This window comes from Ramlibacter tataouinensis, assembly GCF_027941915.1.
Taxonomy (GTDB): domain Bacteria; phylum Pseudomonadota; class Gammaproteobacteria; order Burkholderiales; family Burkholderiaceae_C; genus Ramlibacter; species Ramlibacter tataouinensis_C.
Genome location: NZ_CP116009.1, coordinates 3,685,492 through 3,711,270, shown reverse-complemented (window position 1 = coordinate 3,711,270; position 25,779 = coordinate 3,685,492). Strand labels below are relative to the sequence as shown.

Below are 25,779 nucleotides of genomic sequence, written 5' to 3'. Positions count from 1 at the left end.
CGGACCATAGGCACGCGACAGCGTGCCGCGAGTACGTCCGTGTCGACTGCCATGTTAGACATCAGAAGTAGTCCGATCCGCGTGCTTGGTGCTCGCGCATCGCGGCCTCCTCTCGGGCACGGGCAGCTGGGGTGGTGTAGCCGCACCTGCACGCGCGGCACGAGTAGTGCCCGTCCCCGCTGCCCTGGAGTCGCACCAGCTTTTCCTCTGTGTCATAGCAACGCTGGCAGAAGGGCCCGTCGCGGCCCGACTCGGTTTCGAGCCAGTAGAGAGGCTCTTCCCACTTCACCTTTGCGCGAATGGCAAGTTGTGTCTTCAAGTCTTTGATCTGGCTTTCAGCTTCGGCCGCGGCCTGCTGAATCTCCGCTACTTCGATCCTCGCATCCGCAAGCGCGTTCATCAGGTCCGCGAGCTTCAGCTTCAACTCCGCCTTTTCGATTGACAGATCGCTCTCGCGAATGAACTTCGCGATGTCTGTCGCAGTCTTGATGCTGCCCAGAGCCGCAGTAACCGATGCGATGTCCATACGTGGCCCTCTGATGTCTAACGTCGGAGATGACCGGCGGCCAGAAGGCGGGCGGAGCCCGCCGATAGGACGTCCGCGTCGATCGACCTGTTAGCCCTCTGCCGAAGCGAGAGCCCGTCCACATAGTCCCCAAGGACAGTCCTTCGTCCGCGCAGTTCAACTACATCGCCGGACTTGAGGTGAGGGTAATCAAAGAGGCGCTTCGAAATCACGAGGTGGCGAGGTTCTCTCGTGATGTCGTCCCGGTACTCCAAGGCCACAGACTTGTACCGCGAGCCGTAGTACTCCGCTGAGTCAATGGAAACTCGTGCGGTGTAGGTTTGTTGCGGAAGGAGCTTCGTTGTGATTCCGAACAGGTTGGGACTAAGGGCCGCGCCCGAGTACGTGAACATAGCGAGGCCGCTGATTACCCCGATCCAGTGAAGGACCTTCTGCCGAGTGGTTCCACCAACAGACGCTTCCTTCGGCGGCCTTCCCCCGTTCAGCCCCAACAGAACTGCGACAAGTAATGCGCTCCCTGCCATCGAGAAGAACAGCCGGTCGACAACTCCCCTCTCGTGGACGAAGGGAAGGATGTTCACGAATGGCAACATGAACACGGGCAAAGCCCAGACGGTGGCTGCGTAGACCATGCACGCGATTGCCAAGGCTTGTTTCCACCTAGGGACCCGGGGAATTCGCTGGCGGTTCATCGCTGAGGGCTAACGTAATGTCGGCCGCGCCTCGCGCGCAGCCCAATGCCGCAAATCCGGACCTGCAACCCCGCAGGCGCGGAATAAAGCTGCCATGGAAGTCACGGCAAGTTGTTGATCTCGAAGGAAATGCGAACCTGCCCGCCGCATATGCAGGTCAGATAACTCCCGACCCCAACTCCGTCGTCGCAGGCCGTTCTTGCCCGTGGAATTGAACAGCGAGGAAAAGCCCCCGCCAGCGGTCCACCGCATGTCTCCCCTCCTCCATGCCGCGCTGCAGCGCGGTCGTTGGGTAGGCATCGTAGGGACCGCGGTCTTGCCGTCCACAGGCAAAACCCCAACGGGGGCGCCTAGAAGACAGCGACGGCAGGGACGGCATGGAAGGCAGGGCGGCTGCCAGTACGCTGACGCGGCGACCGCATCCCATGCGGCGCCGCACCATCACCCTCACTTCAAGCAAGGGGCGGAACCGCCCCCTACGCCACCATCCGCCCCCGCCCGTTCGTGTTCTCCCCGCGCCCCCCGTGCCGTTGCACGCGCTCCGAGATGCGCTCGCGCAGCCGCCACCTCGCCGCGTCGGTGAGCATGCGCCCCGCCCAGCGGTAGACGTTGTACTCGCGCACCGTGCTGCGCAGATTGGACATGCGCTCGCGCTGTTCGGCGGCGGGCATGACCAGCGCGCGGTGCAGCGCATCGGCGACTTCCTCGACGTGGTAGGGGTTGACCACCAGCGCCTCGGGCATGTCGCGGGCGGCGCCGGCGAAGCGGCTGAGGATCAGCACGCCCTGCTCGTCGTCGCGGGCGGCGACGAATTCCTTGCACACCAGGTTCATGCCGTCGTGCAGGCTGGTGACCAGGCAGACGTCGGCGGCGCGGTACAGGCGGTTGACCTGGTCGTGCTCGTGGTGCTGGGCCAGCAGCCGCACCGGATCAAACCCCTTGCTGCCGAAGCGCTTGTTGATGCGCTCGGCCAGTTGCGTGATGCGCTGCTGGAAGGACTGGTACTCCTCCAGCTGCGCGCGCGTGGGCGCGGCCACCTGCACGAAGGTGAAGCGGTCGCGCCACTGCGGGTACTTCTCCAGCAGGCGCTCGACCGCATGCATGCGCTCCAGGATGCCCTTGGTGTAGTCGAAGCGGTCCACGCCCACGGCGATGTGGTGCGAGCCGGGGATGTCCAGCGCCTCGCACACCTGGCGCCGGCACTCCTGCGGTGACGGCAGCTGCTGCACCTGCAGCGCCGAGGGCCACTCGATCGAGATCGGGTAGGCCTCGACGAAGGTCTGCTCGCCGCGGTACGACACGGTGGAGTGCTCGTGCTCGATGCGCGCCTCCAGGTAGCGGTCGACCGCGTCGATGAAGTTCTTGCAGTGGAACGGCGTGTGGAAGCCCATGATGGTGCTGCCCAGCAGGCCTTCCAGGATCTCCTGGCGCCACGGGCAGATGCCAAACGATTCCGGGTTCGGCCAGGGGATGTGCCAGAAGGTCAGGATGGTCGCGCGCGGCAGCTTGGCGCGCACCATGGCCGGCAGCAGCGCGAAGTGGTAGTCCTGCACCAGCACGATCGGGTCTTCGCTGCGCGCCTCGGCCACCACCGCGTCGGCGAAGCGCTGGTTGATCGCGCGGTAGGCCTCCCAGTCCGACTCGCGGAACACCGGCCGCACGTGCGCCACGTGGCACAGCGGCCACATGCCCTCGTTGGCGAAGCCGTAGTAGTAGCCCTGCTCCTCCTCCTCGGTCATCCAGATGCGGCGCAGCTGGTATTCGCTCTTGCCGGGGGGCAGTTGCACGCGGTCGTGCCGGTCCACCGCCTCGCGGTCGGCGCTGCCGCTGCCGTGCGCGATCCAGGTGCCCGAGCAGGCCCGCATCACCGGCTCGACCGCCGTCACCAGCCCGCTGGCGGGCCGGCGCACGAAGGTCTTGCCGTCGGGGCTGCGCTCGTGGATGTAGGGCTCGCGGTTGGAGACCACGATCACCTGGTCGCCGCGCAACTGGCTGCGCAGCAGCGCCTGCAGGCGCGGGGCGTCCCAGCCGGCTTCCTGGATCTGGCTGCGGCGGTATTCGTCCTCCAGGTCGCGCAGGCGCGAACGCAGCTCGGCCGCGATCGGCTCCAGCTCGGGGGCGCCGCCGCCCAGCGGGCGGATCAGGCCCTCGCCGCGCAGCAGCGCCCGCGTGCCCGAGACCCAGCCGCGCCAGCTCAGCTGCGCGACGGCCATGGTGACCAGCGCGATGATCACGCCCAGGCCGGCGATCAGGATGATCAGGTAGCGGCGCGTGTCCTGGCTTCGGCGGTCGATGAAGCTCAGGTCGTGCATCAGGATCAACTGGCCCACCGGCCCGGACTCCGCGCGCACCGGGTGCGAGCTGACGTACACCGGCCCGCTCGGCAGGCGCAGCTGCGGGTCGGGCTCGGCGCTGAGCTGCTCGGCCGCGCTGCAGTTCAGGTCGCGCGGGAAGTTGGCGGTGCGCACCATCAGCTCGCCGAACGGCGAGCACCAGCCGATCGCCACCATCCGCTCGTCTTCCACCGCCCGGTTGAACAGGGCCTGCAGCTTGCGGCCCTTCGGGTCCTGCAGCGCGTCGGCGATCGATTCCGACATCGTGTTGGCCACCAGGTTGCCGCGCATGTTCATGTCGCGCGCGAACCAGCGCAGCGTGAGGCGGTCCATCACGGGCAGCGCCAGGTAGGCCGCGGCGACCAGGACGACGATCAACGGAAGCAGGAAGCGGAGCTGGAGGTTGAAGGCTTTCATCAGGGGATCGCCGGCCGCGAGTCACCTCGAAAGGGACAGCCCCGCTGGGGCCGCTCGGGTGGGGCTTGGCGGACATCGCCGTACCCAGGGGCTCGTGCCGGTCTGCAGCGAGTGCGTAGTTCCGGGGTGCCTACTGTACCGCCGAGCCCGCGCTGCGGGGCCGCCGCAACGCTACCGTGAGGAAATCGCGTTCACAGCAGGCGCCGCAGCGCCTCGAAGAAGAGCTCGGATTGCAGCCGCTCGCCCTGCGCCTGCTGGCCCACCTTATGGGCCAGCTCGGCCGCCACCGGCGCCAGCGGCCGGCCCGTCGATTGAGCCAGCACCTGGTGCAGGCAGGCGCGCTCCAGGTAGTACAGGTCGTCGTACGCGTGGGCGATCCGGTCGCCGCAGACGATCACGCCATGGTTGCCGAGGAAGGCGACGTCGCGCCCGGCCATCGCGCGGGCGATGCGCTCGCCCTCGGACGTGTCCAGCGCCAGGCCGTTGTAGGCGTCGTCGATCGCGACGCGGTCGTGGAAGCGCATCGCGTTCTGCGACAGCGTGGTGTCGAGCGCGCGGTCCGCGGTCAGCGTCAGCGCCGTCGCGTACGGCATGTGGGTGTGCAGCACGCAGGCCTTGCCGGCGATGCGGTGCACGGCGGCGTGGATGAACATGGCGGTCGGCTCCACCGCGTGGCGGCCGGCCAGCTTCTCGCCGTGCCCGTCGACCATCACGATGTCGTCGGCGCCGATCTCCTGCCACAGCAGCCCGCGCGGGTTGAGCAGGAAGCGGCCGGAGCCGTCCGGCAGTTCCACGCTGAAGTGGTTGCACACGCCCTCGGCCAGCCCGTGGTGCGCGGCCGCGCGCAGGGCGAGGGCGAGGTCTTCGCGCAGCTGGCGGATGACGGGGGCTTCGAAGTCTTGCGGGTGCATGGCGATCATGGGCGGGTGGGGGCTTCGTTGTTTCCGGGAGTCTGGCGTCATTTCGAGAAAGGACGAACCAGCTTCAGCACCGCCTGCGCCGTGCGGTCGGCGGCGCCGCGGTGGGCGGCTGCGAATTGCAGGGCGGCTTGCGCATGCGCTGCGCGCCGTGGCGCATCGAGCGCCAGCTGCACCGCGGCGCGCACGCCTTCGTCCAGCGACGCCACGCGCAGCGCGGCACCGGCGGCCTGGGCGTTGTCGGCGGCTTCGGCGAAGTTGAAGGTGTGCGGCCCCATCACCACCGGGCAGCCGCAGGCGGCGGCCTCGATCAGGTTCTGCCCGCCCAGCGGCAGGAAGCTGCCGCCCAGCAGCGCGACGTCGGCCAGGCCGTAGTACAGCGCCATCTCGCCCAGCGAATCGCCGACCCAGACGTCGGCGCGCTGCGGACCCTCTTCCCGCGGCCACGCGCTGCGGCGCGACACCGACAGGCCGGCCTGCTGCGCCAGCGCGGCCACTTCGTCGAAGCGCTGCGGATGGCGCGGCACCAGCAGCCACTGCACACCCTGCCCCATGGCTTCGTCCGCAGCACGCGCCGCGGCGAGCACGCGCAGCAGCTGCGCCTCCTCGCCCTCGCGCGAGCTGGCGAACATCAGCACCGGGCGTGCCTGGCCCTGCCGCCACTGCCGCCCCTGGGCGAGCTGGTCCTCGTCGGGATCCGCATCGAACTTGAGGTTGCCGAACACACCGGAGACGCGGGCGCCGGTGCGTGCCAGCCGCTGCGCGTCGGCCTCGGTCTGCGCCCACACGGCGCGCAGCGACGCGTAGGCCGGGTGCGCCAGCCGCTTCATGCGCAGCGCCTGGCGCAGCGACTTGTCGGACAGGCGCGCATTGGCCAGCGCCAGCGGCACGTGCGCGCGCCGGCAGGCTTCGGCCAGGTTGGGCCAGACCTCGGTTTCCATCAGCACGCCGGCGGCCGGCCGGAAATGCGCCAGGAAACGCTGCACCGCCTGCGGCGTGTCCCAGGGCAGCCAGGCCTGCACGTCGCCGTCCTGCAGCAGCCTGGCGCCCTCGGCGCGGCCGGTGGCGGTGCCGTGCGTCAGCAGCAGGCGCAGCGACGGCTGGCGCTCGCGCAGCGCCTGCACCAGGATCGCCGCCGCGCGCGTCTCGCCCAGCGACACCGCATGCACCCACAGGGCGCCGGGCACGGCCGGTTCCTGGTAGATGCCGAAGCGTTCGTCGACCGCTTCCAGGTAGCCCGGCTCGGCCGCGCCGCGGCGACGCAGCTTGCGGCGCAGCAGGGGCTGCGCGCCGCGCATCACCAGCGAATAGAAGCGTCGGATCATCGGGGGCTGACGGCCCGCCACGCGTCCCACACGGCGGCCGGCGACGGGCACGGCGAACCATACACGCTGCGCTGGCGCCCCGGCGGCACGCCGGGCACGTCCGGGCCGGTGCGCCAGGCGGTGTCGAAGTTGTAGATCTGCACGTGCGGCAACGCCAGGGCCACCGCGATGTGGCTCAGCCCGCTGTCGACGCCGACCACGCCGGCGCACGCAGCCAGCCGGTCGGCCAGCGCGCCCAGGTCCAGGCGCGGCCACACGTGCGCGTGCGGGCCGATCGCCGCCGCCATCGCTTCACTGCGCTGCCGCTCGGCCTCGCTGCCGTGCGGCAGGCCGATGGAGAAACCCTCGCCGACCAGCCGGCGGCCCAGGTCGATCCAGTGGTCCTGCGGCCAGCACTTGTCGTCGCGCGAGGTGCCGTGCACGAAGGCGATGCAGGGGCGGGCGTCGGCCGGGTCGCGCTGCGGCTCGGCGCGCAGGCCGTAGTGCAGGACCGGCGGCAACTCGTAGCCCAGCGCCGCTGCGCACAGCTCGCGCGAGCGCTGCACGGCGTGGCTGCGGGCGGGCACCCGCACCGCCACGTCGGCCACCCAGCGGGTGGGCGCTTCGTAGCTGGAGCCGTCGGTGCGGTTGGCCAGCGCGAAGCGCCGGCCGCCGGCGGCCAGGCGCGAGGTGTGGGCGACCAGCGCCGACTTGGTCAGGCCCTGCAGGTCGAGCACCGCATCGTAGGGATGGGCCTGCAGCTCCTGGCGGAACGCGCGCCATTCCTGCCGCGTCACCGGCGCCAGCGGCGCCTTGCGCCAGCGGCGCATCTGCAGCTCGATCACCCGGTTCACGCCCTCGCAGCGCCGCACCAGCGGGGCGAAGGCGCGCTCGACCACCCAGTCGATGCGCGCATCGGGCCGCGCCGCGCGCAGGTCCTGCAGCGCCGGCATGGCGTGCACCACGTCGCCGAGGGACGAGAGCTTGACGATGAGGATGTCCACGGGGGCATTGTCGGGCCAAGTCGCCGTCGTCCCCGCGCAGGCGGGGACCCGGCGCAACGCGGTCACGCCGCGCGAAGGCGGCGGCTACGGGAAGGCGGGAGCGCGTTGCGCTGGATCCTCCGCCTTCGCGGAGGATGACAAGAAACTCAGTGCCCCGCCGCGGCGAACTGCGCATCGGGCTTGACGCTGCGCAGCAGCGCCAGCATCTCGCCTTCGATGCGGTGCAGCGCCGCCTCGGTCTGCCCTTCGAAACGCAGCACCAGCACCGGCGTGGTGTTGGACGCGCGCACCAGGCCGAAGCCGTCGGGCCAGTCCACCCGCACGCCGTCGATGGTCGACACCTCGGCCGGCGACGCGAACTGCGCCTTGGCCATCATCTCGGCCACCAGCCGGTGCGGCTCGCCCTCGGCGCACTTCACGTTCAGCTCGGGCGTCGAGAAGCTGGTGGGCAGCGCCTCCAGCACCGCGCTCGGGTCGGCCTCGCGCGACAGGATCTCCAGCAGGCGGGCGCCGGCGTAGGTGCCGTCGTCGAAGCCGAACCAGCGCTCCTTGAAGAACACGTGCCCGCTCATCTCGCCGCCCAGCGGGGAGCCGACTTCCTTCATCTTGGCCTTGATCAGCGAGTGGCCGGTCTTGTACATCAGCGGCGTGCCGCCGGCCTCGCGGATGACCGGCGCCAGCCGCTGCGTGCACTTGACGTCGAACAGGATGGTGCCGCCCGGCACGCGGCTGAGCACGTCGCGCGCGAACAGCATCATCTGCCGGTCGGGGAAGATGTTCTGGCCGCTGCGGGTGACGATGCCCAGCCGGTCGCCGTCGCCGTCGAAGGCCAGCCCCAGCTCGGCGCCGCTGGACTGCAGCGCGGCGATCAGGTCCTTCAGGTTCTCCGGCTTGCTCGGGTCGGGGTGGTGGTTCGGGAAGTTGCCGTCGACCTCGCTGAACAGCTCGATCACCTCGCAGCCGAGCGCGCGGAAGATGGCCGGGGCCGAGGCGCCGGCCACGCCGTTGCCGGAATCGACCACGATCTTCATGCGCCGCGCCAGCTTGACGTCGCCGGCGATGCGGTCGCGATACGGCCCGAACACGTTGATGTTGCGCACCTTGCCGCTGCCGCCGGTGTCCCACGCCTCCTGCTCCATCACGCGCCGCAGGGCCTGGATCTCCTCGCCGAAGATGGCGCGGCCGGCCAGCACCATCTTGAAGCCGTTGTAGTCCTTGGGGTTGTGGCTGCCGGTGACCTGGATGCCGCTGTTGCACAACGTGCTGCCGGCGAAGTACAGCATGGGGGTGGTGACCACGCCGACGTCGATCACGTCCACGCCGGCCGCCACGAGGCCGCGCACCAGCGCCGCCGACAGCGACGGCCCCGACAGCCGGCCGTCGCGACCCACGGCCACCGTGGTCTCGCCTTCCTTGCGCGCCAGCGTGCCGAAGGCCCGCCCCAGCCCTTCGGCGACCGCCTCATCCAGCGTCGCGGGCACGATGCCGCGGACGTCGTAGGCCTTGAAGATGGATGCGTCGACTTGCATGGGGAGGACTGCCTGTGGTGCGTGAAGGGAAGCCGGCCATTCTAGGCAGGCCGGCCGCAGGCACATGTCCGGAAATGGCGAGTCCGCACCGGGCGCGCACCTATGATGAGCGCCATGCCCCCCGAAGACACGCTCCAGCCCGACGCCTGCTACCTGGCGCTGAAGGCACGCGACGCGCGCTTCGACGGCCGCTTCTTCACCGGCGTCACCTCGACCGGCATCTACTGCCGTCCGGTTTGCAAGGTGCGCACGCCGCGGCGCGAGAACTGCCGCTTCTTCGCCCACGCCGCGCAGGCCGAGCGGGCGGGTTTCCGCCCCTGCCTGCGCTGCCGGCCCGAGCTGGCGCCGCATGCGCTGGCCTGGTCGATGCAGGATGCCGGCAGCATCCTGGCCCAGCAGGCGGCCCGGCTGCTGGACGAGCCCGAGGCCTGGAACGGCTCGGTTCCGACCGTCGAGCACCTGGCGGCACGGCTGGGCGTGAGCGAGCGCCACGTGCGCCGCATCTTCGAGGCCCAGTTCGGCGTCTCGCCGCTGCAGTACCTGCAGACGCGCCGCCTGCTCACCGCCAAGCAGCTGCTGGCCGACACCCGGCTGCCGATCACCCAGGTGGCGCTGGTCAGCGGCTTCGGCAGCCTGCGCCGGTTCAATGCCGCCTTCGTGCAGCACTACGGCCTGGCGCCGACGCGGCTGCGGCGCGAAGGCGCACAGCCCGGGCAGGAAGGCCTGCAGGTGCGGCTGGGCTGGCGGCCGCCCTACGACACCGCGGCCATGCTGGGCTTCTTCGGCCAGCGCGCCATCGCCGGCATGGAACTCGTGGTGCCCGACCCGGCCGGCGGCCGCCTGCTGCGCACGCTGCAGGCCAGCGTCGCCGGGCGCGAGCACGCCGGCTGGATCGAGGCGCGCTTCGACATCGCGCACCACCAGTTGCTGCTGCGCGTGAGCGAATCGCTGCACGAGGCGCTGCCCCAGGTCATCCGCCGCACGCGCGCCGCGCTCGACCTGGACTGCGATCCGCTGGCGGTCAATGCGGTGCTGCACGAGGCCTTCCCCGGCCGCGACGGGCTGCGCGTGCCGGGCGCCTTCAGCGGCTGGGAGCTGGCGGTGCGCGCCGTGCTCGGCCAGCAGATCACCGTGGCCGCCGCCCGCACCCTGGCGCACCGGCTGGTCGAACGTTTCGGCGAGCCGGTCGACACCGGGCAGCCCGGCCTGACGCGGCTGTTCCCGACACCGGCGGCGCTGGCCCACGCCGAGGGCGACCCGCTCGGCACGCTGGGCATCGTGCGCCAGCGGCAGGCCGCCATCGTCGCGCTGGCGCGCGCCGTGCAGTCGGGCACGCTGCCGCTGCACGGCGGCGCCGACGTGCAGGCGACGATCCACGCTTTGAAGCAGTTGCCCGGCATCGGCGACTGGACGGCGCAGTACATCGCCATGCGCGCCCTGCGCTGGCCCGATGCCTTCCCGGCCGGCGACGTCGCCTTGCAGAAAGCGCTGGGCGTGCAGCACCAGCGCCAGGCCGCGCGCGCCGCCGAAGCCGCCTCGCAGGCCTGGAAGCCCTGGCGCAGCTACGCCGTGGTCCGCGCCTGGGCCGGCCTGGCCCTTCCCCCTCCACCGGGCACCCGACCATGAAATTCGATCCCTCCCTGGTGGCCGCGCGCCACTCCAGCCCGCTGGGCGGCATGCTGCTCGCGGCCACCGACCGCGGTTTGGCCGGCCTGTGGTTCGACGGCCAGCGCCACCATCCCGATGCCGCCGGCTGGCGCTTCGACCCCGCGCACCCGGTGCTGGTCCGCACCATGCGGCAACTCGACGAGTACTTCGCCGGCCGCCGCACGACGTTCGACCTGCCGCTGGACCTGCAGGGCGGCACGCCGTTCCAGCAGTCGGTCTGGCAGGCCCTGCTTCGCATTCCGTGCGGCGAACGCCGCACCTATGGCCAGCTCGGGGCCGGCATCGGCCGCAGCACCGCGGTGCGTGCCGTCGGCGCCGCAGTTGGCCGCAACCCGGTCTGCATCGTCGTGCCCTGCCATCGCGTGCTGGGCGCCGACGGCTCGCTGACCGGCTATGCGGGCGGGCTGGAGCGCAAGACCGCCTTGCTGCGCATCGAGGGGCTCATGTGAGCGCCGGCCGGCGCGGGCCGCGCGCCTGGGTGATCGACTTCGTGCTGCTGGCCGCGATCTGGGGCGGCTCCTTCCTGTTCATGCGGCTGGCCGTGGTCGAGTTCGGCCCGGTCGCGACCGCGGCCTTGCGCGTGGCCATCGCCGCTGCCTTCCTGCTGCCGCTGGTGGTCTGGCGCGGGCTGGGCCCGCAACTACGGAAGCACTGGTTCCGGGTGTGCGCGGTCGGGCTGGTCAACTCGGGCATTCCGTTCGCTCTCTTCTCGTTTGCGGTGATGTCGATCACCACCGGGCTGTCGGCCATCCTCAACGCCACCGTGCCGCTGTTCGGCGCCTTGATCGCCTGGGCCTGGCTGAAGGACAGGCCCGCGCCCGTGCGCGCGCTCGGGCTGGTCGTCGGCTTCGCCGGCGTGGCGCTGCTGGCGACCGACAAGTCCAGCTTCACGCTCGCTACCGCGACGGCCGCGCCCGGCTGGGCGGTGGCCGCCTGCCTGCTGGCGACGCTCTGCTACGGCATCGCCGCCAGCGCGACCAAGAAGTACCTGTCCGGCCTGCCGCCGCTGATGACCGCAGCGGGCAGCCAGCTCGGCGCCACCGCCGCGCTCGCACTGCCGGCGATCTGGTACTGGCCGCAGCAGCTGCCCGGTGCGCGGGCCTGGCTCGCGCTGGTCGCGCTGGCGGTGGTCTGCACCGGCCTGGCCTACATCCTCTACTTCCGGCTGATCGAGGAAGCGGGCCCGGCGCGCGCGCTGGCCGTCACCTTCGTCGTGCCGGTGTTCGCCGTGCTCTACGGCGTGCTGTTCCTGGCCGAGGCGGTGACCGCGTGGATGGTGGTGTGCGCCGCCGTGATCGTGATCGGCACCGCGCTGTCCACCGGCCTGTTGCGCTGGGGACGGATGAGGACGGCTTAGGCCCAGCCGCAACCCCAGCAAGAGTCGCTCCCGCCAACCCAAGAGCGGGAAGCCCAACGCGCAATGCGTGTGGGCGCCTGCGTGGACCCTCCGCGTTCGCGGGGGTGGCGAATCGCGTGCCGCAAGCCCATCCGCGCAACCCATCCGCCAAGCTCTTCCGGCAATAGCCTGAAAGAGCCATGACCCCCCTGGATGCATCGCCCCATTGGGGAAGGGGGTTGTTTGAGAATCGTCTGCAATGACGGATGGCCAGGACGAAGTGATGCACCGAACCCTCCCCGCGCTCATGCTCTGCATGGCTCTGCAGCCGGCCTGGGCCGGCGGGCCTGCCGCGGGACCCGCACAGGCAACAACGCCCGGGCCGCAGCCGGTGCTGCACGCCACGCTGGCCGCGCCGGCCAAGGCAGCTGCCAGGGGCACAGCCGGGCACGGCCCCGTCGTCGTCGTCGCGCTGCAGGACGACGAGGCGCCGCCTGCCTCCGACACGGAGCCCGAACGCCAGACCACCCGGGGCATGCTGCTGGCGGCGCTGGCCCTGATGGCCGGCATCGTGCTGCGGCGCTGGGACGCGGGCGAGCGATGACGCCGGGTGCCCTCCGATCGCTCGCCGAGCGCGCGTTCAAGTGGAGCGCGCTCACCACCGCGGGCCGCTTCGTGCTGCAGTTCGTGGCGCAGGTCGTGCTCGCGCGGCTGCTGGGCCCCGGCAACTACGGTGTCTACGGCATCGGGCTGGTGGTGCTCACGTTCGCGGCCTTCCTGTCGGGCAACGCTTTCAGCTACATCCTGATGCTGCAGAAGGAGGTGGACGCCGAGGACGTGCGCTTCGCCTTCACCTGGCAGCTCATCGCCGGCGTGCTGTGCGCCGGCGCGATGTACGCCAGCGCCGGCTGGATCGCCAGCTACTTCGGCGACGCCCGCATCGAGCACATGGTGCACTGGCTGGCCGCGGCCTGCCTGCTGATGGCGCTGGCCGGGCCGGCCACCTGCCTGCTGCAGCGCGACCTCAACTTCCGCGTGCTCGGCCTGCTGCAGATGGCCAGCTACGCCGCCGGCTACCTCGTGGTGGGCGTGCCGATGGCGCTGCAGGGTTACGGCGCGCAGGCGCTGGCCGCCGCCTGCGTGGTGCAGGCCGCAGTCGCGCTGGTCGGCGCCTTCGCCGCCCGCCCGCACTCGATCCGCCCGCTGCTGCACCACCCGCTGGCCCGCGACACGCTGGACACCGGCCGCACCGTGTTCCTGACCAACATCGTCAACTGGCTGCTGTCCAACATGGACCGCATCGTGATCGGCCGCCTGCTCACGACCCATGCGGTGGGCCTCTACGGCGTGGCCTACAACATCGCCTCGATCCCCAACGTGCTGCTGGTGCACGCCATGCAGCCGACCTTCCTGGCCGCCGGCGCGCGCCTGCAGGACGAGCCGCAGCAGCTGGCCCGCGTCTGGCTGACGGTGCTGGCCTGCGTGCTGGTGCTGCTGACGCCGGCCGCCGTGATGATGTCGCTGCTGGCCGGCGACCTGGTGCGCGTGCTGTACGGCAGCGCCTGGCTGGATGCCGGCTGGGTGATGGCCGTGCTGTTCCTGTGCGTGCCGGCCTGGGCCTGCCTGGGCCTGTCCACGCCGGTGCTGTGGAACACGCAGCGCAAGCACCTGGAAGCCGCGCTGCAGTTGCCGCTGCTGCTGCTGGCGCTGCCCGCCTGGTGGCTGCTGGCGCTGCACGGCGGCCTGCATGCCGTGGTGTTCGCCTCGGCGGTGCTGATCTTCGCCCGCGCCGGCGTGGTGGTCGCCACCTGCCTGGCCGCCTTTCAGATGCGCGGGCGCGAGCTGCTGCCGTTCGCGTTGCGCGGCGTGGCGCTCGGCGCCCTGGCCGGCGCCGCGGTGATGGCCGGACGCGCGGCCGCCGCGCCGCTGGGTCATCCGCTGCTGACGCTGCTGGCCGGGGCCGGCACCGGCGCCGCCGTCGTGGCTGCGCTGGTGTTCGCCCGTCCGCAGGTGCTGGGCCCCGAGGCGCGCGGCGTGCTCGCCCGCCTGCTGCCGGGGCCGCGCTGGGCCGCCGCCGGTCCGGAGGTGCATCCATGAACCGCAAGACCGTGCGCCGGCCGGGCGCCGCCGAAGCCACCACGGTGACCGCGCGCGAAACGGCGCGCCCCGAGCCGTTCAAGCTGGGCCGCGACGGCCTGGTGTGGCTGGTGTTCCCGGCCCTGCTGGTGCTCTCCGCGATGGAGGTGCTGCTGTCCGGCCGCGACCTGACCCAGTCCTTCCTGGCACTGCAGCGCGAAGTCCAGTCGCTGGTGGAATCGACCCGCCATCCGCTGCTGGCCTGGGTCCAGCGCGGCGTCTCGCTGATGCTGATCGCGGTGTGCCTGGAACGCATGGTCAGCCACGTCGTGCAGCGCAAGCCGGTGCCGGCGCCGATGCTGACGTGGACCTTCCTGTTCTTCTGGCTGACCACGGTGGCCGCGCCGGCGGTGTTCAGCTCGCACCCGAGCCTGTCGCACGAATACCTCTACCCGCTCCTGCTGGGCCTGGCCTGCTCACTGGCCGGCCCCGGCGACCGCGAGCGCATCTTCGCGGTCACGCGCAACGCGCTGTTCGTCTTCCTGCTGGCCAGCGCCGCACTGATCCCGGTGATGCCCTCGCTGGTACTGGACACCTCGTACACGCAGGGCCTGATCCCCGGCCTGCCGCGCTTCGGCGGGCTGGCCACGCACGCGGTCGGCATGGGCATGCTGGCGCAGACCGCACTGGTGATCCTGTGGGCGCGGCCCCTCAAGCACGGCTGGCTCAACGCGGCCTGCTGGGGCCTGGGGCTGGGCGCGCTGTTCCTGGCGCAGTCCAAGACGGCCTGGCTGTGCTTCCTGCTCAGCGGCACCTGCCTGATGGCGGTGCGGCGCGCGCCCGACGCCATGCAGCGCGCCGGCGACCCGCGCCGCAGCTCGTTCGGCGTCGGCCTGTGCCTGCTGGTGATCGGCGCGGTGCTGGCGGCGCTGGTGGCGGTGCTGGCGTTCGACCTGCCGACGGCGATCACCGACTTCTTCGACACCCGCGAAGGCGCCCAGCTCGCCTCGCTGACCGGCCGCGACCGCATCTGGGTGGTGGCCATGGAGGAATGGGCGCGCCAGCCGGTGTTCGGCTACGGCCTGACGCTGTGGGACGCTGGCTACCGCGAGGCGATCGGCATGCCGCAGGCCACCCACGCCCACAACCAGATGATCGACACGCTGGCGCGCTCCGGCACGGTGGGTGCGGTCGGCCTGGTGCTGTACGCCCTGGTGCTGACCGTGATGGCGTTCCGCTACGCGCGCGCCACCGGCGGGCTGAGCCTGGCGCTGTACGTGAGCCAGGCCCTGCTGTCGATCAGCGAGGTGCCGCTGATCCTGATCGACTACGGCAGCCACGTGATGACCCACTTCCTCCTCATCGTCGCCGTCGCATCCGGCGCGGCTGCCCGCGTGCAGGCGCGCGCGGCGCCGGTGGTGCCGATCGAACCGACCCTCAGGACCAGGACCGCGCCATGAAGTTTTCCGTCGTCATGCCCCTGTACAACAAGGCCCGCTACGTGCACAGCGCAGTGCGCTCGGTGCTGGCCCAGACGCTGCCGCCGCACGAGGTGATCGTGGTCGACGACGGCTCCACCGACGGCAGCGCCGCCGCGGTCGAAAGCATCGGCGACCCGCGCGTGCGGCTGCTGCGCCAGTCCAACGCGGGCGTTTCGGCCGCGCGCAACCGCGGCATCGCCGAGGCCAGCGGCGACTGGATCGCCCTGCTCGATGCCGACGACTGGTACCACCCCGAGATGCTGGCCGCGCTGGCCCAGGCGCACCAGGCCTGCCCCGAGGCCGACCTGCTGGGCACCGGTTTCCGCAAGGTGCCGCACCTGATGGGCGCCGATCCCGAGCCCTGGCCGGTGACCGACAACTTCTACGAGGTCGAGGTGGTGGACGACCTGCGCCAGCGCTGGATGCGCACCTCGCCCTTTTGCAGCAGCAGCGTGGCGATCCGCGCCGCGCGGCTGAAGGACATGCAGCCGTGCTTCGCCGAGGGCGACCACTACGGCGAGGACCTGGACCTGTGGTTCCGGGTCGCCGACACCTCGCCGGTGGCGATCGTCAACGCGCCGTTCGCGGCCAACCGCGTGCTGTCCGACAGCCTGTCGGCGCGCCAGCCGCGCCACACGCTGCCGCGCTTCCTGCAGCAGATGCGCGACGACGCGCGCGCCGGCCGCATCCCGCCGCGGCACCGCGAATCGGCGCTGTGGTTCGTCGGCCAGCAGGAGGTGACGCTGGCGCGCGAAGCGCTGGCCTTGGGCGACCGCCGCACCGCGCTGCGCTTCCTGCTCGACGCGCGCCGGGTGGCGCTGACGCGGCGCTGGCAGCTGACGCTGCTGATGGCCCTGTTCATGCCGGCGCGCGTGGCCGACAGCTGGCAGCGCTGGCGCCTGCGCAGCGCCGAGGTGTTCTCGCCGGAGGGCCCATGACCCGCAGTTCGCCCTGCCGCGTCTCGATCGTCATCAAGGCGCTCAACGAGGAGGCGAACATCGCCGCGGCGATCGAGAGCTGCCTGGCCGCGCTGGCCGGACTGGACGGTGAGGTGGTGCTGGCCGACTCGGCCTCGACCGACCGGACCGTGCAGGTGGCGGCCCGCTACCCGATCCGGATCGTGCAGCTGGCGCGACCGGCCGAGCGCAGCTGCGGCACCGGCCCCCAGCTGGGCTGGCAGCACGCCGACGGCGAATACGTGCAGATCATCGACGGCGACATGAAGATGGTGCCCGGCTTCCTCGAGCAGGCCCTGGCGTTCCTGGCCCAGCACCCCGAGATCGCCGGCGTGGCCGGGCGCGTGGTGGAGCTCAACACCGAAAGCCTGGAGTACCGCGAACGCACCGAGCGCAGCCGCCGCAGCGAAGCGCACCGCGCGCCCGGGCCGGTCGACCGGCTGGACGGCGGCGGGCTGTACCGGCGCTGCGCCATCGAGGAGGCCGGCTGGTTCTCCGACCGCAACCTGCACAGCTACGAGGAATTCGACCTGGCGGTGCGGCTGCGCGCGCGCGGCTGGAAGCTGTGGCGGCTGCCGATCGATGCCGTCACCCACTACGGCCATGATTCGCCGCCCTACCGCCTGCTGCTGCGCCGCTGGCGCACGCGCTATGCGTGCGGCGCCGGCGAGGTGCTGCGCGCGGCGCTCGGCCAGGGCCATGCCCGGGCGGTGCTGCGCGGGCTGCGCGAGCTGCGCCTGTACCTGGCGGTGATCGGCTGGTGGCTGCTGCTGGCCAGCGCGCCGCTGTGGCCCCTGCCGCAGCGCAGCGCCGCGCTGCTGTTCGCCGCGCTGCTGGCGGCGCCGTTCGCCACGATGGCCTGGCGCAAGCGCTCGCTCGCCCGCGCCGTCTATTCCGTGCTGGCCTGGAACGTGCACGCGGCCGGGGTGGTGCGCGGCCTGCTGGCGCCGCGCCGCCCGCCGCGGGCGCTGATCCCCAGCCTCGTGATCAAGGACCCCCACCCCGCGGCCCGCCACGGCCAGGAAATGTGCTCATGACCCGGCCGATGGACCGCTCCTCCACCCTCGACCTCCCCTCCCGCGATGCCGGCGAGACGCGCGCGCAGCCGGGCCGCTTCATCTACATCGCCGTGCCCTGGACCCCGGTGGGCGGCGGCATGTTCAAGGTCGCCGACTACCTGATCCAGTCGCAGGCCGCAGCCGAGGGCGGGCCGGTGCTGCGGCCGCTGGACACGCGCGGCAGCGGCAACGCCGCCGCCTCGCTGTTGCAGGTGCTGCGCGCGGTGGTCCAACTGGCGCGCGCGCGCCTGGGCGGGCAGCTGGCCGGCGTGCACGTCAACATGGCCGAGCGGCTGGACTTCGTGCGCGAGTCCCTTGTGCTGGTGGCCTGCCGCGCGCTGGGCATCCCGACCGTGCTGCACCTGCACGCGGCGCAGCTGCACCACAGCTATGCGCGCTTGCCGCGGCCGCTGCAGGCGCTGGTGCGCTGGATCTTCTCGCTGCCGCGCGCCTGCGTGGTGCTGGGCCAGGTGTCGGCCGCCTTCGTCACGCGCGACTTGCGGGTGCCGGCCGAACGGGTCGAGGTGGTCATCAACGGCGTGCCCGATCCGGCCGTGCCGCGCCGCAGGGCCCGCGAGCGCGAGGCGTTTCAGGTGCTGTTCGTCGGCAACCTGTCCGAGCGCAAGGGCGTGGCCGACCTGCTGCAGGCACTGGCCCAGCCGGCGCTGGCCCGCCTGCCGCTGCGCCTGACGCTCGCCGGCGGCGGCGACACGGCCGGCTATGCGGCGCACGCCGAGCGGCTGCGGGTGGCGCACAGGGTGCACTTCCACGGCTGGGCCGACCAGGCGCAGCTGGGCCGGCTGCTGGCCGAGGCCGATGCGCTGGTGCTGCCGTCCTACGACGAAGGCCTGCCGCTGGCGATCCTCGAGGCGCTGGCGCACGGCGTGGCGGTGGTGTGCACGCCGGTCGGCGAGATCCCGCACGTGCTGGCCCACCTGCGCGACGCCGTGTTCGTGGAGCCCGGCGATCCGGCCAGCATCGCCCGCGGCCTGGGCCAGGTGCTGGCCGAACCCGAGCTGCGCGAGCGCCTGGAGCACAACGGCCGTGCGCTGCACGAGGCCCGCTTCTCGCTGGCGCGCTTCTCGGCCGCCATCGCTCGCATCCACCAGCGGCACTTCGGCCTGAGCGCGCAGTCGGCGCCGGCGCCGGATGCCCCGGCGCAGCCGCGGGGAGCGGCGCCGCGGCGGCCGCGCGAGGCGCCGGCCGGAGGGATCGCGCCGTGATCGGGCACGCCAACGCCGTGCCGCGCGGCACCGTGCTGGACGCCGACGTCTGCGTGGTCGGTGCCGGCGCCGCCGGCATCCCGCTGGCGCTGTCGCTGTCCGGTCGCGGCCTGTCGGTGCTGCTGCTGGAGGCCGGCGAGCGCACGCGCGACGGCCAGGCCCAGGCGCACTACGAAGGCGAGGTGGCCGACGAGCGCCTGCACAGCCCGCTGCACCGCTACCGCCTGCGCGGCCTGGGCGGCTCCACCAGCCTGTGGGGCGGCCGCTGCATGCCGTTCGATCCGATCGACTTCGAGGCCCGGTCCTGGGTGCCGCACAGCGGCTGGCCGATCTCGCACGAAGGGCTGCAGCCCTACTACGCGCGGGCCAACGCCTGGGCCGAAGCCGGCTGCTATGCCTACGACGCGCGGACCGCGCTGCCGCTGGCGCCGCCGCTGTTCGCCGGCTTCGACAGCGACATCGTCCGCACCCACGGGCTGGAGCGCTTTTCCTGCCCGACCGACTTCGGCGTGCGCTACCGCAAGCGGCTGGAGGTCGCGCCCGACGTGCGCGTGCTGTCCGGCGCGCACTGCACCGCGATCCGGCTCGATGCGAGCGGCAGCGGCGTGCGCGCGCTCGAGGTCGCCACGCTGGCCGGCAACCGCTTCCAGGTGGCGGCGCGGGCCGTGGTGCTGGCTGCCGGCGGACTCGAGACGGCGCGGCTGCTGCTGCACTCCAGCGACGTGGCGCCGCAGGGCGTGGGCAATGCGCACGACGTGGTCGGCCGCTACTACCAGTGCCACATCGCCGGCAACGTCGGCACCCTCACCGTGGCCGGCAGCGTCGATGGCGTGCGCCACGGCTACGAGGTGGCGGCCGACGGCGTCTACTGCCGCCGCCGCATCGCCATCGATCCGGTGCAGCAGCGCCGCCACGGCCTGCTCAACGCGGTGGCGCGCCTGCACTTCCCCCGCATCACCGACCCGGCGCACCGCAGCGGCGTGCTGTCGGGGCTGCTGCTGGCCAAGGGCCTGATCAGCTACGAGTACGGCAAGCGGCTGCGCGACACGCAGCCGCTCAGCGCCGCCGACTGGGCACGGCATGCGCTGAACGTCGCACGCGACCCCGGCGACACTGCCGCCTTCCTGGCCCACTGGCTGCGCAAGCGCACCCTGGCGCAGCGCAAGTTCCCCTCGGTGATCCTGCGCAACCGCAGCAACCGCTTCAGCCTGGAGGTGCAGGGCGAGCAGCAGCCGCTGGCCTCCAGCCGGGTGCACCTGACGTCCGCGGTCGATGCCCTGGGCATGCGCAAGCTGCGGGTGGACTGGCGCTACGGGCGCGGCGACATCGAGTCGATCGCGCGCACGCTGGACCTGATCGCCGCCGAACTGGCGCGCACCGGCGTCGGCCGCTTCGAGTACGACCCGGCCACGCTGGAAGAAGACCTGCTGCGCTACGGCGCCTATGGCGGCCACCACGTCGGCACGGCCCGCATGGGCAGCGACCCGCGCACCAGCGTGGTCGATGCCGACTGCAAGCTGCACGGGGTGGACAACCTGTACGTGGCCGGCAGCGCGGTGTTCCCGACCTCCAGCCAGGCCAACCCGACGCTGACCATCGTGGCGCTGTCGCTGCGCCTGGCCGACCGGCTGGCCCGGCGCCTGCAGCCGCGCCGGGCCGCGGCCGAGGAGGTGTTCGCATGAGCCGCAGGGCCGCTCCCAAGGCGAATACCGCAGTGCGCAGCACGGAGGTTTCCGAATGAAGGTGCTGGTGCTGGGCGGCCGCGGCTACATCGGCTCTCGGCTGGTCGCGCTGCTGCGGACCGCCGGCCACGAGGCGATCGTGGCCTCCTCGCGCGCCGTGCCGGCCGACGGCCTGCTGCGCGTCGATGCGCGCGATCGCGCCGCGGTGCAGGAGGCGCTGCGCGGCATGGATGCGGTGGTCAACTGCGTCGCCGGCGACGGCACCTCGATCGCCGACGGCGCGCGGGTGCTGGCGGAAGCGGCGCTGGCCTCGCCGCGCTGCCGGCGGCTGGTGCACCTGAGCAGCATGTCGGCCTACGGCGCGCTGGAAGGCCGCATCACCGAACAAGCCCCACCTGGCCCGCTGCTGGGCTGGTATGACCAGGCCAAGCGGCAGGCCGAGCAGCACGCGACCGCGTTCGCGCGCGGCGGCGGCCAGGCCGTGGTGCTGCGGCCGGGCTGCGTGTGGGGCCCCGGCAGCGAACTGTGGGTCGGCCGGATCGGCCGCTGGCTGCGCGCCGGCCGGCTGGGCGACCTGGGCGTGGCGGGCGATGGCTGGTCCAACCTCGTGCACGTGGACGACGTCTGCACCGCCGCGCTGCGCTCGCTCGAGCTGCCGCTGGCGCGCGGCGAGCGGCGCAGCTTCAACCTGGCCGCGCCCGACAGCCCGCGCTGGAACGAGTACTTCATCGACCTCGCGCTGGCGATCGGCGCCACCCCGGTGCGCCGCCTGTCGGGGCGGCGGCTGCGGCTGGACGCAGCCCTGGCCGGCCCGGCGCTGCACCTGCTGCGCAAGGGCCTGCAGCGGCTGGGCCGCGCGCCGCGCGGCCTGCCCGAACCGATCACGCCGGGGCTGGTGGCGCTGTGGCAGCGGCACCTGCACCTGGATGCGCGCGCGGCCACCGGCGAGCTGCGCCTGGACTGGACACCGTACCCGGCCGCCCTGCAGGAGGCAGCGGCCTGGTTCCTGGAACAGGAAAGCCAGGCGCGCAGCCGTGTCCGCGCCGTGGCCGCGGCCCATTGAGCAGGCGGGCGACGCAGCGCGCGGGCGCAGGCGGCGCCCTCCCCCGCGGCGCCTCGAACACCGGGAGACGAACAAGAGCCATGAAGATTTCGGTGATCCGGGCGCATGAACTGGGGCCGCCCGAGCGGGCCCGCTGGCGTGCCCTGCAAAAGGCCAATCCCAGCCTGGCCAGCCCCTGCTTCTCGTGGCAGTTCACGCAGGCGGCCGCCGCCGCGCGGCCCGACGTGCGCGTCGCAGTGCTCGAAGACGGCCACAAGGTGGTCGGCTTCTTCCCTTTCCAGCACCGGATGGGCGCCGGCCAGCCGGCCGGCGGGCGCCTGTCGGACCACCACGGCGTGGTGGCCGCGCCCGGCACGCGCTGGGACTGGGCCGAGCTGCTCAAGGGCTGCCGACTGTCGTTCTGGCAGTTCGACCACCTCGCGGCCTGGCAACGCCCACCGGTGCCGGTGACCTGCGCCAGTTCCCCGGGGCTGGACCTGTCGCGCGGCTACCCGGCCTGGCTGCAGGCCAAGCTCGACCAGGGCAGTTCGCTGGCCACGCTGCCGCGCAAGCTGCGCAAGCTCGAGCGCGAAGCGGGGCCGCTGCGGTTCGAACTGCGCGGCGGCGACACGGCGGCCTTCGACGAGGTGATCCGGCTCAAGTCCGAGCAGTGCCGGCGCACCGGCCAGCTCGACTTCTTTGCATGGGAGTGGACACGGACGCTGGTGCGGCGGGTGCGCGACACCGACGATGCGGATTTCGGCGGCTGCCTGTCCACCCTGCACGCGGGCGACACGCTGGTGGCGGCGCACTTCGGCATGCACACGCCCGAGGTGCTGCACTGGTGGTTCCCGGTCTACAGCCAGGCGCACGCGCCGTACTCGCCCGGCTCGCTGCTGCTGCTGGAAGTGGCGCGCGCGGCGGCCGCGCAGGGCCACGCCCTGCTGGACCTGGGCAAGGGCGACGAGCGCTACAAGCGCAGCTTCGCCGATTGCAGCTGGCCGCTGCTGGAAGGCATCGTCAGCCGGCCGACCCCGCTCACGCTGGCGCGCCAGCTCAAGAAACGCGTCGGCGCCTGGGTCCGGACCTCGCCCCTGGCCGCGCCGGCCCGGCCGCTGTTGCGCCACCTGAGGCGCGCCTCGTCGTAACGCGCCGCTAACAAACGTAACTTGTGCGGCTCGAATTGTCGTAACCCGATTTGTCGGGCCGGCCTCCCTGGCCGCCTCGAGCTCGGCCCCTGCCGCGGCCGCGTGCTGGGCTGCACCAGCTGCAGAGCCTGACGCAGCCGCTTTCCCAGCCGTTGTCCTGTTCGCATGAACAGGGTTCGGCGCGCCCCCTGAAGATGCTGTTACGGCCGCGCCAGCGGCAGCCCGACAGTCGCTCCCATTCGTTACTTTTGCAGGACGGCGCCCCGCCGTTTTGTCGGACTGCGCCTACTACAGTCCGGGCTCCTCGCTGAGGCAGCCACCCCCGCAGCCGCACCGGACTCTCGCCCGCGACACACCGCGGCACCGGACGGGCCGCCGGCGCCGAGGCACATCTTCCAACCTGGTCAACAGGTGCGCGGCAGCCCCGCTGTCCGCCCAGGCCGCCTTACCCAACAAGCCCAAGAATGCAAAGACGACTCTTCCTGCGCACCGGTTCAGCCTCGGCCCTGACTCTGGCCCTTGCCGCCTGCGGCGGCGGTGGAGGCGGCGGCAGCGAGCTCTCCACCGGCGTGACCGCGGACGGCATCGGCCCCGGCAGCACCAGCCGCCGCGCGGTGGACGGCCCGGATACCTACCCCTTCGGCGCGCGCCTGGACCCGTATGTCGCCGGCATCCTGCCGTCGGCCAGCGCCGACCAGATGGACGCGGTGATCCGCCGCTCGTACGACGCCTGGAAGGCGCGCGCCATCGTCGACGTGCCCACCGTGCGCGGCGGCAAGGCCGTCAAGTTCGGCAACTCCGGCGCCTACCTCACGGTGTCCGAGGGCATCGGCTACGGCATGCTGATCACCGTGCTGATGGCCGGCCACGACCCGCAGGCCCGCTCCCTCTTCGACGGCCTGCTGACCACCGTGCGCGCCCGCCCGGCCTACAGCATCCCCGAGCATGGGCGCTGGCTGCTGGACTGGCGCCTGACCATCGACGGCTCGTCGACCGACGCTGCCGGCGGCGGCTGGAACGCCATGGACGGCGACCTGGACATCGCCATGGCGCTGCTGATGGCCGACCGCCAGTGGGGCTCGTCGAGCGGCTGGAACTACAAGCAGGAGGCGATCAACACCATCAACGCGATGGCCGCCTGGAACATGAAGCCCGACGGCACGACCAAGGGCATGGCCACCCCGCACGTGAGCCGCACCTCGGACTACATGACCGGCCACTTCCGCGCGTTCAAGCGCGCCACCGGCGATGCCCTGTGGGACCGCGCGATCGACCGCTCGTACCAGCTGGTCGACCGCATGCAGTCGGTGTTCTCGCCCAACTGCGGCCTGATGCCCGACTTCATCATCCACACCGACACTGCCAACCCGATCCCCTCGCCGGGCGGCTACGGCGACTTCGTCGACACCGAGGGCTACTACTTCGCCAACGCGCAGCGCAACCCGTGGCGCTGGGGCACCGACTACGTGACCTCGGGCGACACGCGCTGGCGCGACGTGTGCAACAAGCTGGTGAGCTTCATCGAGCGCGACACCGGCGGCCAGGCCAACCGCATCTCGGCCGGCTACCACCTGGACGGCTTCGCGATGAACCGCAGCTACGAGCCCGAAGGCATGATCGGCCCGATGCTGTGCGGCGCGATGGTGGACCCGCGCTTCCAGGGCTTCCTGGACAACCTGTGGAACTGGAACGCCGGCAACTTCACCACCGACTACTACGACTCCGAGCTGCAGCTGATCCCGATGATCGTCGCCTCGGGCAACTGGTGGAACCCGTAACGGGCGACGGCGTCGGCAGCGGCGGCACCGGCTGAGGCCGCCGTCCGGGCCGCCAAGCCAAGCGCGGCCCCGCCGTCAGGCCCGGCACCAGCGCACCACGCCGCGGGTGTCGGGCGCTTCCAGCGACAGCTTCACCGGGCGGCCCAGGGCCGCCAGCAGCGCTTCGGCCGCCAGCGCGCCGGAGCGCGTCGCGCTTTCCATCGAGCACGGCAGCGCCGTATCGGTCCAGTCGCCGGCCAGCCACAGCCCGGGCACGGGGGTGGCAGCAGCCGGCCGCAGCGCCTCGGTGCCGGGGCGCGGCTGCGGCACCGCCATCGGCGTGCGGTGCACGCGCGCATGCATCACCTTGGCCTCGCGCGCGGCCGGCGCGAACTCCCGCACCTCCTGCGTGGTCTGCAGGACGATGCGGGCATCGTCCCAGTCCTGGCGCGCCCTCGGCCCGACCGCGTGGGCCGCGATCACGGCGCCGCGGCCGGCCAGCGCCGGCCGGATGTTGGACAGGTCGTGGAACGCGGTGTTCAGGCCCTGGCAGGTCCAGGCCCGCGCCCAGAAGCGCTCGCGCGTGACCGGCCGGTCGAACCACAGGTAGGTGCTGATGCAGGGGCTGGCGCGGAAGTAGCGCGCCACCGTCGCCAGCGGCGCCAGTGCGGCCTCGTCGCTGGCGCCGGCCACCGCGGCCAGCGCCTGCGGCGGCAGCGCCAGCACGCAGTGCGGCGCGGCGATCGAAGGGCCGCCCTCCACCTCGACGCGGGCAAAGCGCCCCCCCGCCAGCTGCAGCCGCCGCACGCGCGCGCCGAACAGCACCTGGCCGCCGGAGCGCATCACCGCGCGGCAGGCACCCGGCACGAACAGTTGCGACAGCGCCAGCCGCGGGAAGCCGAAGTGCCAGCCACTGCGCCCGAGCAGCAGCCGCCAGGCCCGCATCATGGAAGCGGCCGAGCACTGCTCCAGCGGCACGTTCAGCAGCGCCAGCATGGCCGAGCGCCAGAACCAGTCGATCGCGGCCGGGCTCACGCCCATCTCGCGCAGGAAGGCATGGGCGTCATCGGCGTCCAGGTCGCGCACGCTGCGCTCGTCCATGCGGGCGGCGCGCCAGGCGATGGCGCGGTGCGACCAGCCCTCGCGCAGCGACAGGCGCGTGAGCACGCCCGGCAGCAGCGCCAAGCCGTGCAGCGGCGGCGGCAGGCGCGGGCTGGGCACGCGCAGCACGCCCTTGGCATCGACCACGGTGAGCAGCGGGCTGCGCTGCCACTGCACCTGTTGCGCCGTGCCCAGGCGCTGCAGCATGGCGATGAAGTTGCGGTGCTCGGAACTGATCGCCTGCGGGCCGGTGTCGACCTGCAGGCCGGTGGTGTCGTCGGCCCAGCTCGCCGCCCGGCCGCCGGCGTGCGGGGCGGCTTCCAGCACCACCACCTTCAGTCCCGCATCGGCCAGCGCCAGGGCGCAGCGCAGCCCGGCGATGCCGGCGCCGACGACCAGCGCGTCGGCGTTCATGCAATCGCCCCAGCGAAGGGGCATGGCGAACGGAGCAGGACGAGCCGGTGCATTGCGCCAGCGTAACCAGCCGTAGCTGCGCTGTCCTGCCTCAGCAGCGACGGTGTGCGTCAGT

The 25,779-nt window shown here is 72.3% G+C and carries 21 protein-coding genes; 13 read left to right on the top strand and 8 right to left on the bottom strand.

The genetic code is table 11. The features are described 5' to 3' along the window. Positions 1 to 61: 61 nt before the first annotated feature. The 7 genes from PE066_RS17790 to PE066_RS17760 all read right to left on the bottom strand — a co-directional run bounded on the left by PE066_RS17790 (position 62) and on the right by PE066_RS17760 (position 8,722). Complete coding sequence (locus PE066_RS17790) at positions 62 to 526, bottom strand: hypothetical protein (protein WP_271233861.1); 465 nt, start codon at positions 524 to 526, stop codon at positions 62 to 64. Positions 527 to 543: 17 nt separating this feature from the next. Continuing rightward, on the bottom strand, positions 544 to 1,158 hold the full coding sequence (locus tag PE066_RS17785) for a hypothetical protein (protein WP_271233860.1): 615 nt from the start codon (positions 1,156 to 1,158) through the stop codon (positions 544 to 546). Between the two features lie 536 nt (positions 1,159 to 1,694). After that, positions 1,695 to 3,968, bottom strand: a complete 2,274-nt coding sequence (locus tag PE066_RS17780; RefSeq protein WP_271233859.1) for an alpha,alpha-trehalose-phosphate synthase (UDP-forming) — start codon at positions 3,966 to 3,968, stop codon at positions 1,695 to 1,697. Between the two features lie 191 nt (positions 3,969 to 4,159). Next, positions 4,160 to 4,879: an aldolase gene (locus tag PE066_RS17775; protein WP_271233858.1), complete on the bottom strand. Its 720-nt coding sequence runs from the start codon at positions 4,877 to 4,879 to the stop codon at positions 4,160 to 4,162. A gap of 47 nt (positions 4,880 to 4,926) precedes the next feature. Then, positions 4,927 to 6,210 carry a 3-deoxy-D-manno-octulosonic acid transferase gene (locus PE066_RS17770; protein WP_271233857.1) on the bottom strand — a complete coding sequence of 428 codons (1,284 nt, stop codon included), beginning with the start codon at positions 6,208 to 6,210 and terminating at the stop codon, positions 4,927 to 4,929. Next, on the bottom strand, positions 6,207 to 7,193 hold the full coding sequence (gene waaC, locus PE066_RS17765; RefSeq protein WP_271233856.1) for a lipopolysaccharide heptosyltransferase I: 987 nt from the start codon (positions 7,191 to 7,193) through the stop codon (positions 6,207 to 6,209). The genes PE066_RS17770 and waaC overlap by 4 nt, the downstream gene beginning before the upstream one ends. 146 nt (positions 7,194 to 7,339) lie before the next feature. After that, positions 7,340 to 8,722 carry a phosphomannomutase/phosphoglucomutase gene (locus PE066_RS17760; protein ID WP_271233855.1) on the bottom strand — a complete coding sequence of 461 codons (1,383 nt, stop codon included), beginning with the start codon at positions 8,720 to 8,722 and terminating at the stop codon, positions 7,340 to 7,342. Positions 8,723 to 8,824: 102 nt separating this feature from the next. On the opposite strand from PE066_RS17760, the gene PE066_RS17755 reads away from it, so the two are divergent. The 13 genes from PE066_RS17755 to PE066_RS17695 all read left to right on the top strand — a co-directional run bounded on the left by PE066_RS17755 (position 8,825) and on the right by PE066_RS17695 (position 24,170). Then, positions 8,825 to 10,348 carry an Ada metal-binding domain-containing protein gene (locus PE066_RS17755; protein ID WP_440480544.1) on the top strand — a complete coding sequence of 508 codons (1,524 nt, stop codon included), beginning with the start codon at positions 8,825 to 8,827 and terminating at the stop codon, positions 10,346 to 10,348. After that, positions 10,345 to 10,839 carry a methylated-DNA--[protein]-cysteine S-methyltransferase gene (locus PE066_RS17750; RefSeq protein WP_271233853.1) on the top strand — a complete coding sequence of 165 codons (495 nt, stop codon included), beginning with the start codon at positions 10,345 to 10,347 and terminating at the stop codon, positions 10,837 to 10,839. The genes PE066_RS17755 and PE066_RS17750 overlap by 4 nt, the downstream gene beginning before the upstream one ends. Next, complete coding sequence (locus tag PE066_RS17745) at positions 10,836 to 11,747, top strand: DMT family transporter (RefSeq protein WP_271233852.1); 912 nt, start codon at positions 10,836 to 10,838, stop codon at positions 11,745 to 11,747. The genes PE066_RS17750 and PE066_RS17745 overlap by 4 nt, the downstream gene beginning before the upstream one ends. A 286-nt stretch (positions 11,748 to 12,033) precedes the next feature. Then, positions 12,034 to 12,330, top strand: coding sequence for a hypothetical protein (locus tag PE066_RS17740; RefSeq protein ID WP_271233851.1), 297 nt, complete (start codon positions 12,034 to 12,036; stop codon positions 12,328 to 12,330). Further along, on the top strand, positions 12,327 to 13,823 hold the full coding sequence (locus tag PE066_RS17735) for an oligosaccharide flippase family protein (RefSeq protein WP_271233850.1): 1,497 nt from the start codon (positions 12,327 to 12,329) through the stop codon (positions 13,821 to 13,823). The genes PE066_RS17740 and PE066_RS17735 overlap by 4 nt, the downstream gene beginning before the upstream one ends. Next, positions 13,820 to 15,262 (top strand): O-antigen ligase family protein, encoded by a 1,443-nt coding sequence (locus PE066_RS17730; protein ID WP_271233849.1) that lies wholly within the window; start codon positions 13,820 to 13,822, stop codon positions 15,260 to 15,262. Before PE066_RS17735 ends, PE066_RS17730 begins: the two co-directional genes overlap by 4 nt. Continuing rightward, a complete protein-coding gene (locus PE066_RS17725; RefSeq protein WP_271233848.1) occupies positions 15,259 to 16,221 on the top strand; it encodes a glycosyltransferase family 2 protein in 963 nt (320 codons plus the stop codon). The genes PE066_RS17730 and PE066_RS17725 overlap by 4 nt, the downstream gene beginning before the upstream one ends. Beyond that, positions 16,218 to 17,276 carry a glycosyltransferase family 2 protein gene (locus tag PE066_RS17720; RefSeq protein ID WP_271233847.1) on the top strand — a complete coding sequence of 353 codons (1,059 nt, stop codon included), beginning with the start codon at positions 16,218 to 16,220 and terminating at the stop codon, positions 17,274 to 17,276. Before PE066_RS17725 ends, PE066_RS17720 begins: the two co-directional genes overlap by 4 nt. Continuing rightward, positions 17,273 to 18,520 (top strand): glycosyltransferase family 4 protein, encoded by a 1,248-nt coding sequence (locus tag PE066_RS17715; RefSeq protein WP_271233846.1) that lies wholly within the window; start codon positions 17,273 to 17,275, stop codon positions 18,518 to 18,520. The genes PE066_RS17720 and PE066_RS17715 overlap by 4 nt, the downstream gene beginning before the upstream one ends. After that, positions 18,517 to 20,202, top strand: coding sequence for an FAD-dependent oxidoreductase (locus PE066_RS17710; RefSeq protein ID WP_271233845.1), 1,686 nt, complete (start codon positions 18,517 to 18,519; stop codon positions 20,200 to 20,202). Before PE066_RS17715 ends, PE066_RS17710 begins: the two co-directional genes overlap by 4 nt. 55 nt (positions 20,203 to 20,257) lie before the next feature. After that, the gene (locus PE066_RS17705; protein ID WP_271233844.1) at positions 20,258 to 21,265 is read left to right on the top strand and encodes an NAD-dependent epimerase/dehydratase family protein; all 1,008 of its coding nucleotides are present in this window, start codon (positions 20,258 to 20,260) and stop codon (positions 21,263 to 21,265) included. Positions 21,266 to 21,345: 80 nt separating this feature from the next. Continuing rightward, complete coding sequence (locus PE066_RS17700) at positions 21,346 to 22,392, top strand: GNAT family N-acetyltransferase (RefSeq protein WP_271233843.1); 1,047 nt, start codon at positions 21,346 to 21,348, stop codon at positions 22,390 to 22,392. 464 nt (positions 22,393 to 22,856) lie between these two features. After that, positions 22,857 to 24,170, top strand: a complete 1,314-nt coding sequence (locus PE066_RS17695; protein ID WP_271233842.1) for a glycosyl hydrolase family 8 — start codon at positions 22,857 to 22,859, stop codon at positions 24,168 to 24,170. A gap of 75 nt (positions 24,171 to 24,245) precedes the next feature. Here the strand turns inward: PE066_RS17695 and PE066_RS17690 are convergent, their stop codons facing one another. Next, entirely contained in the window at positions 24,246 to 25,688 is a 1,443-nt protein-coding gene (locus tag PE066_RS17690) for a hydroxysqualene dehydroxylase (protein ID WP_271233841.1), read from the bottom strand. Positions 25,689 to 25,779: the final 91 nt, after the last annotated feature.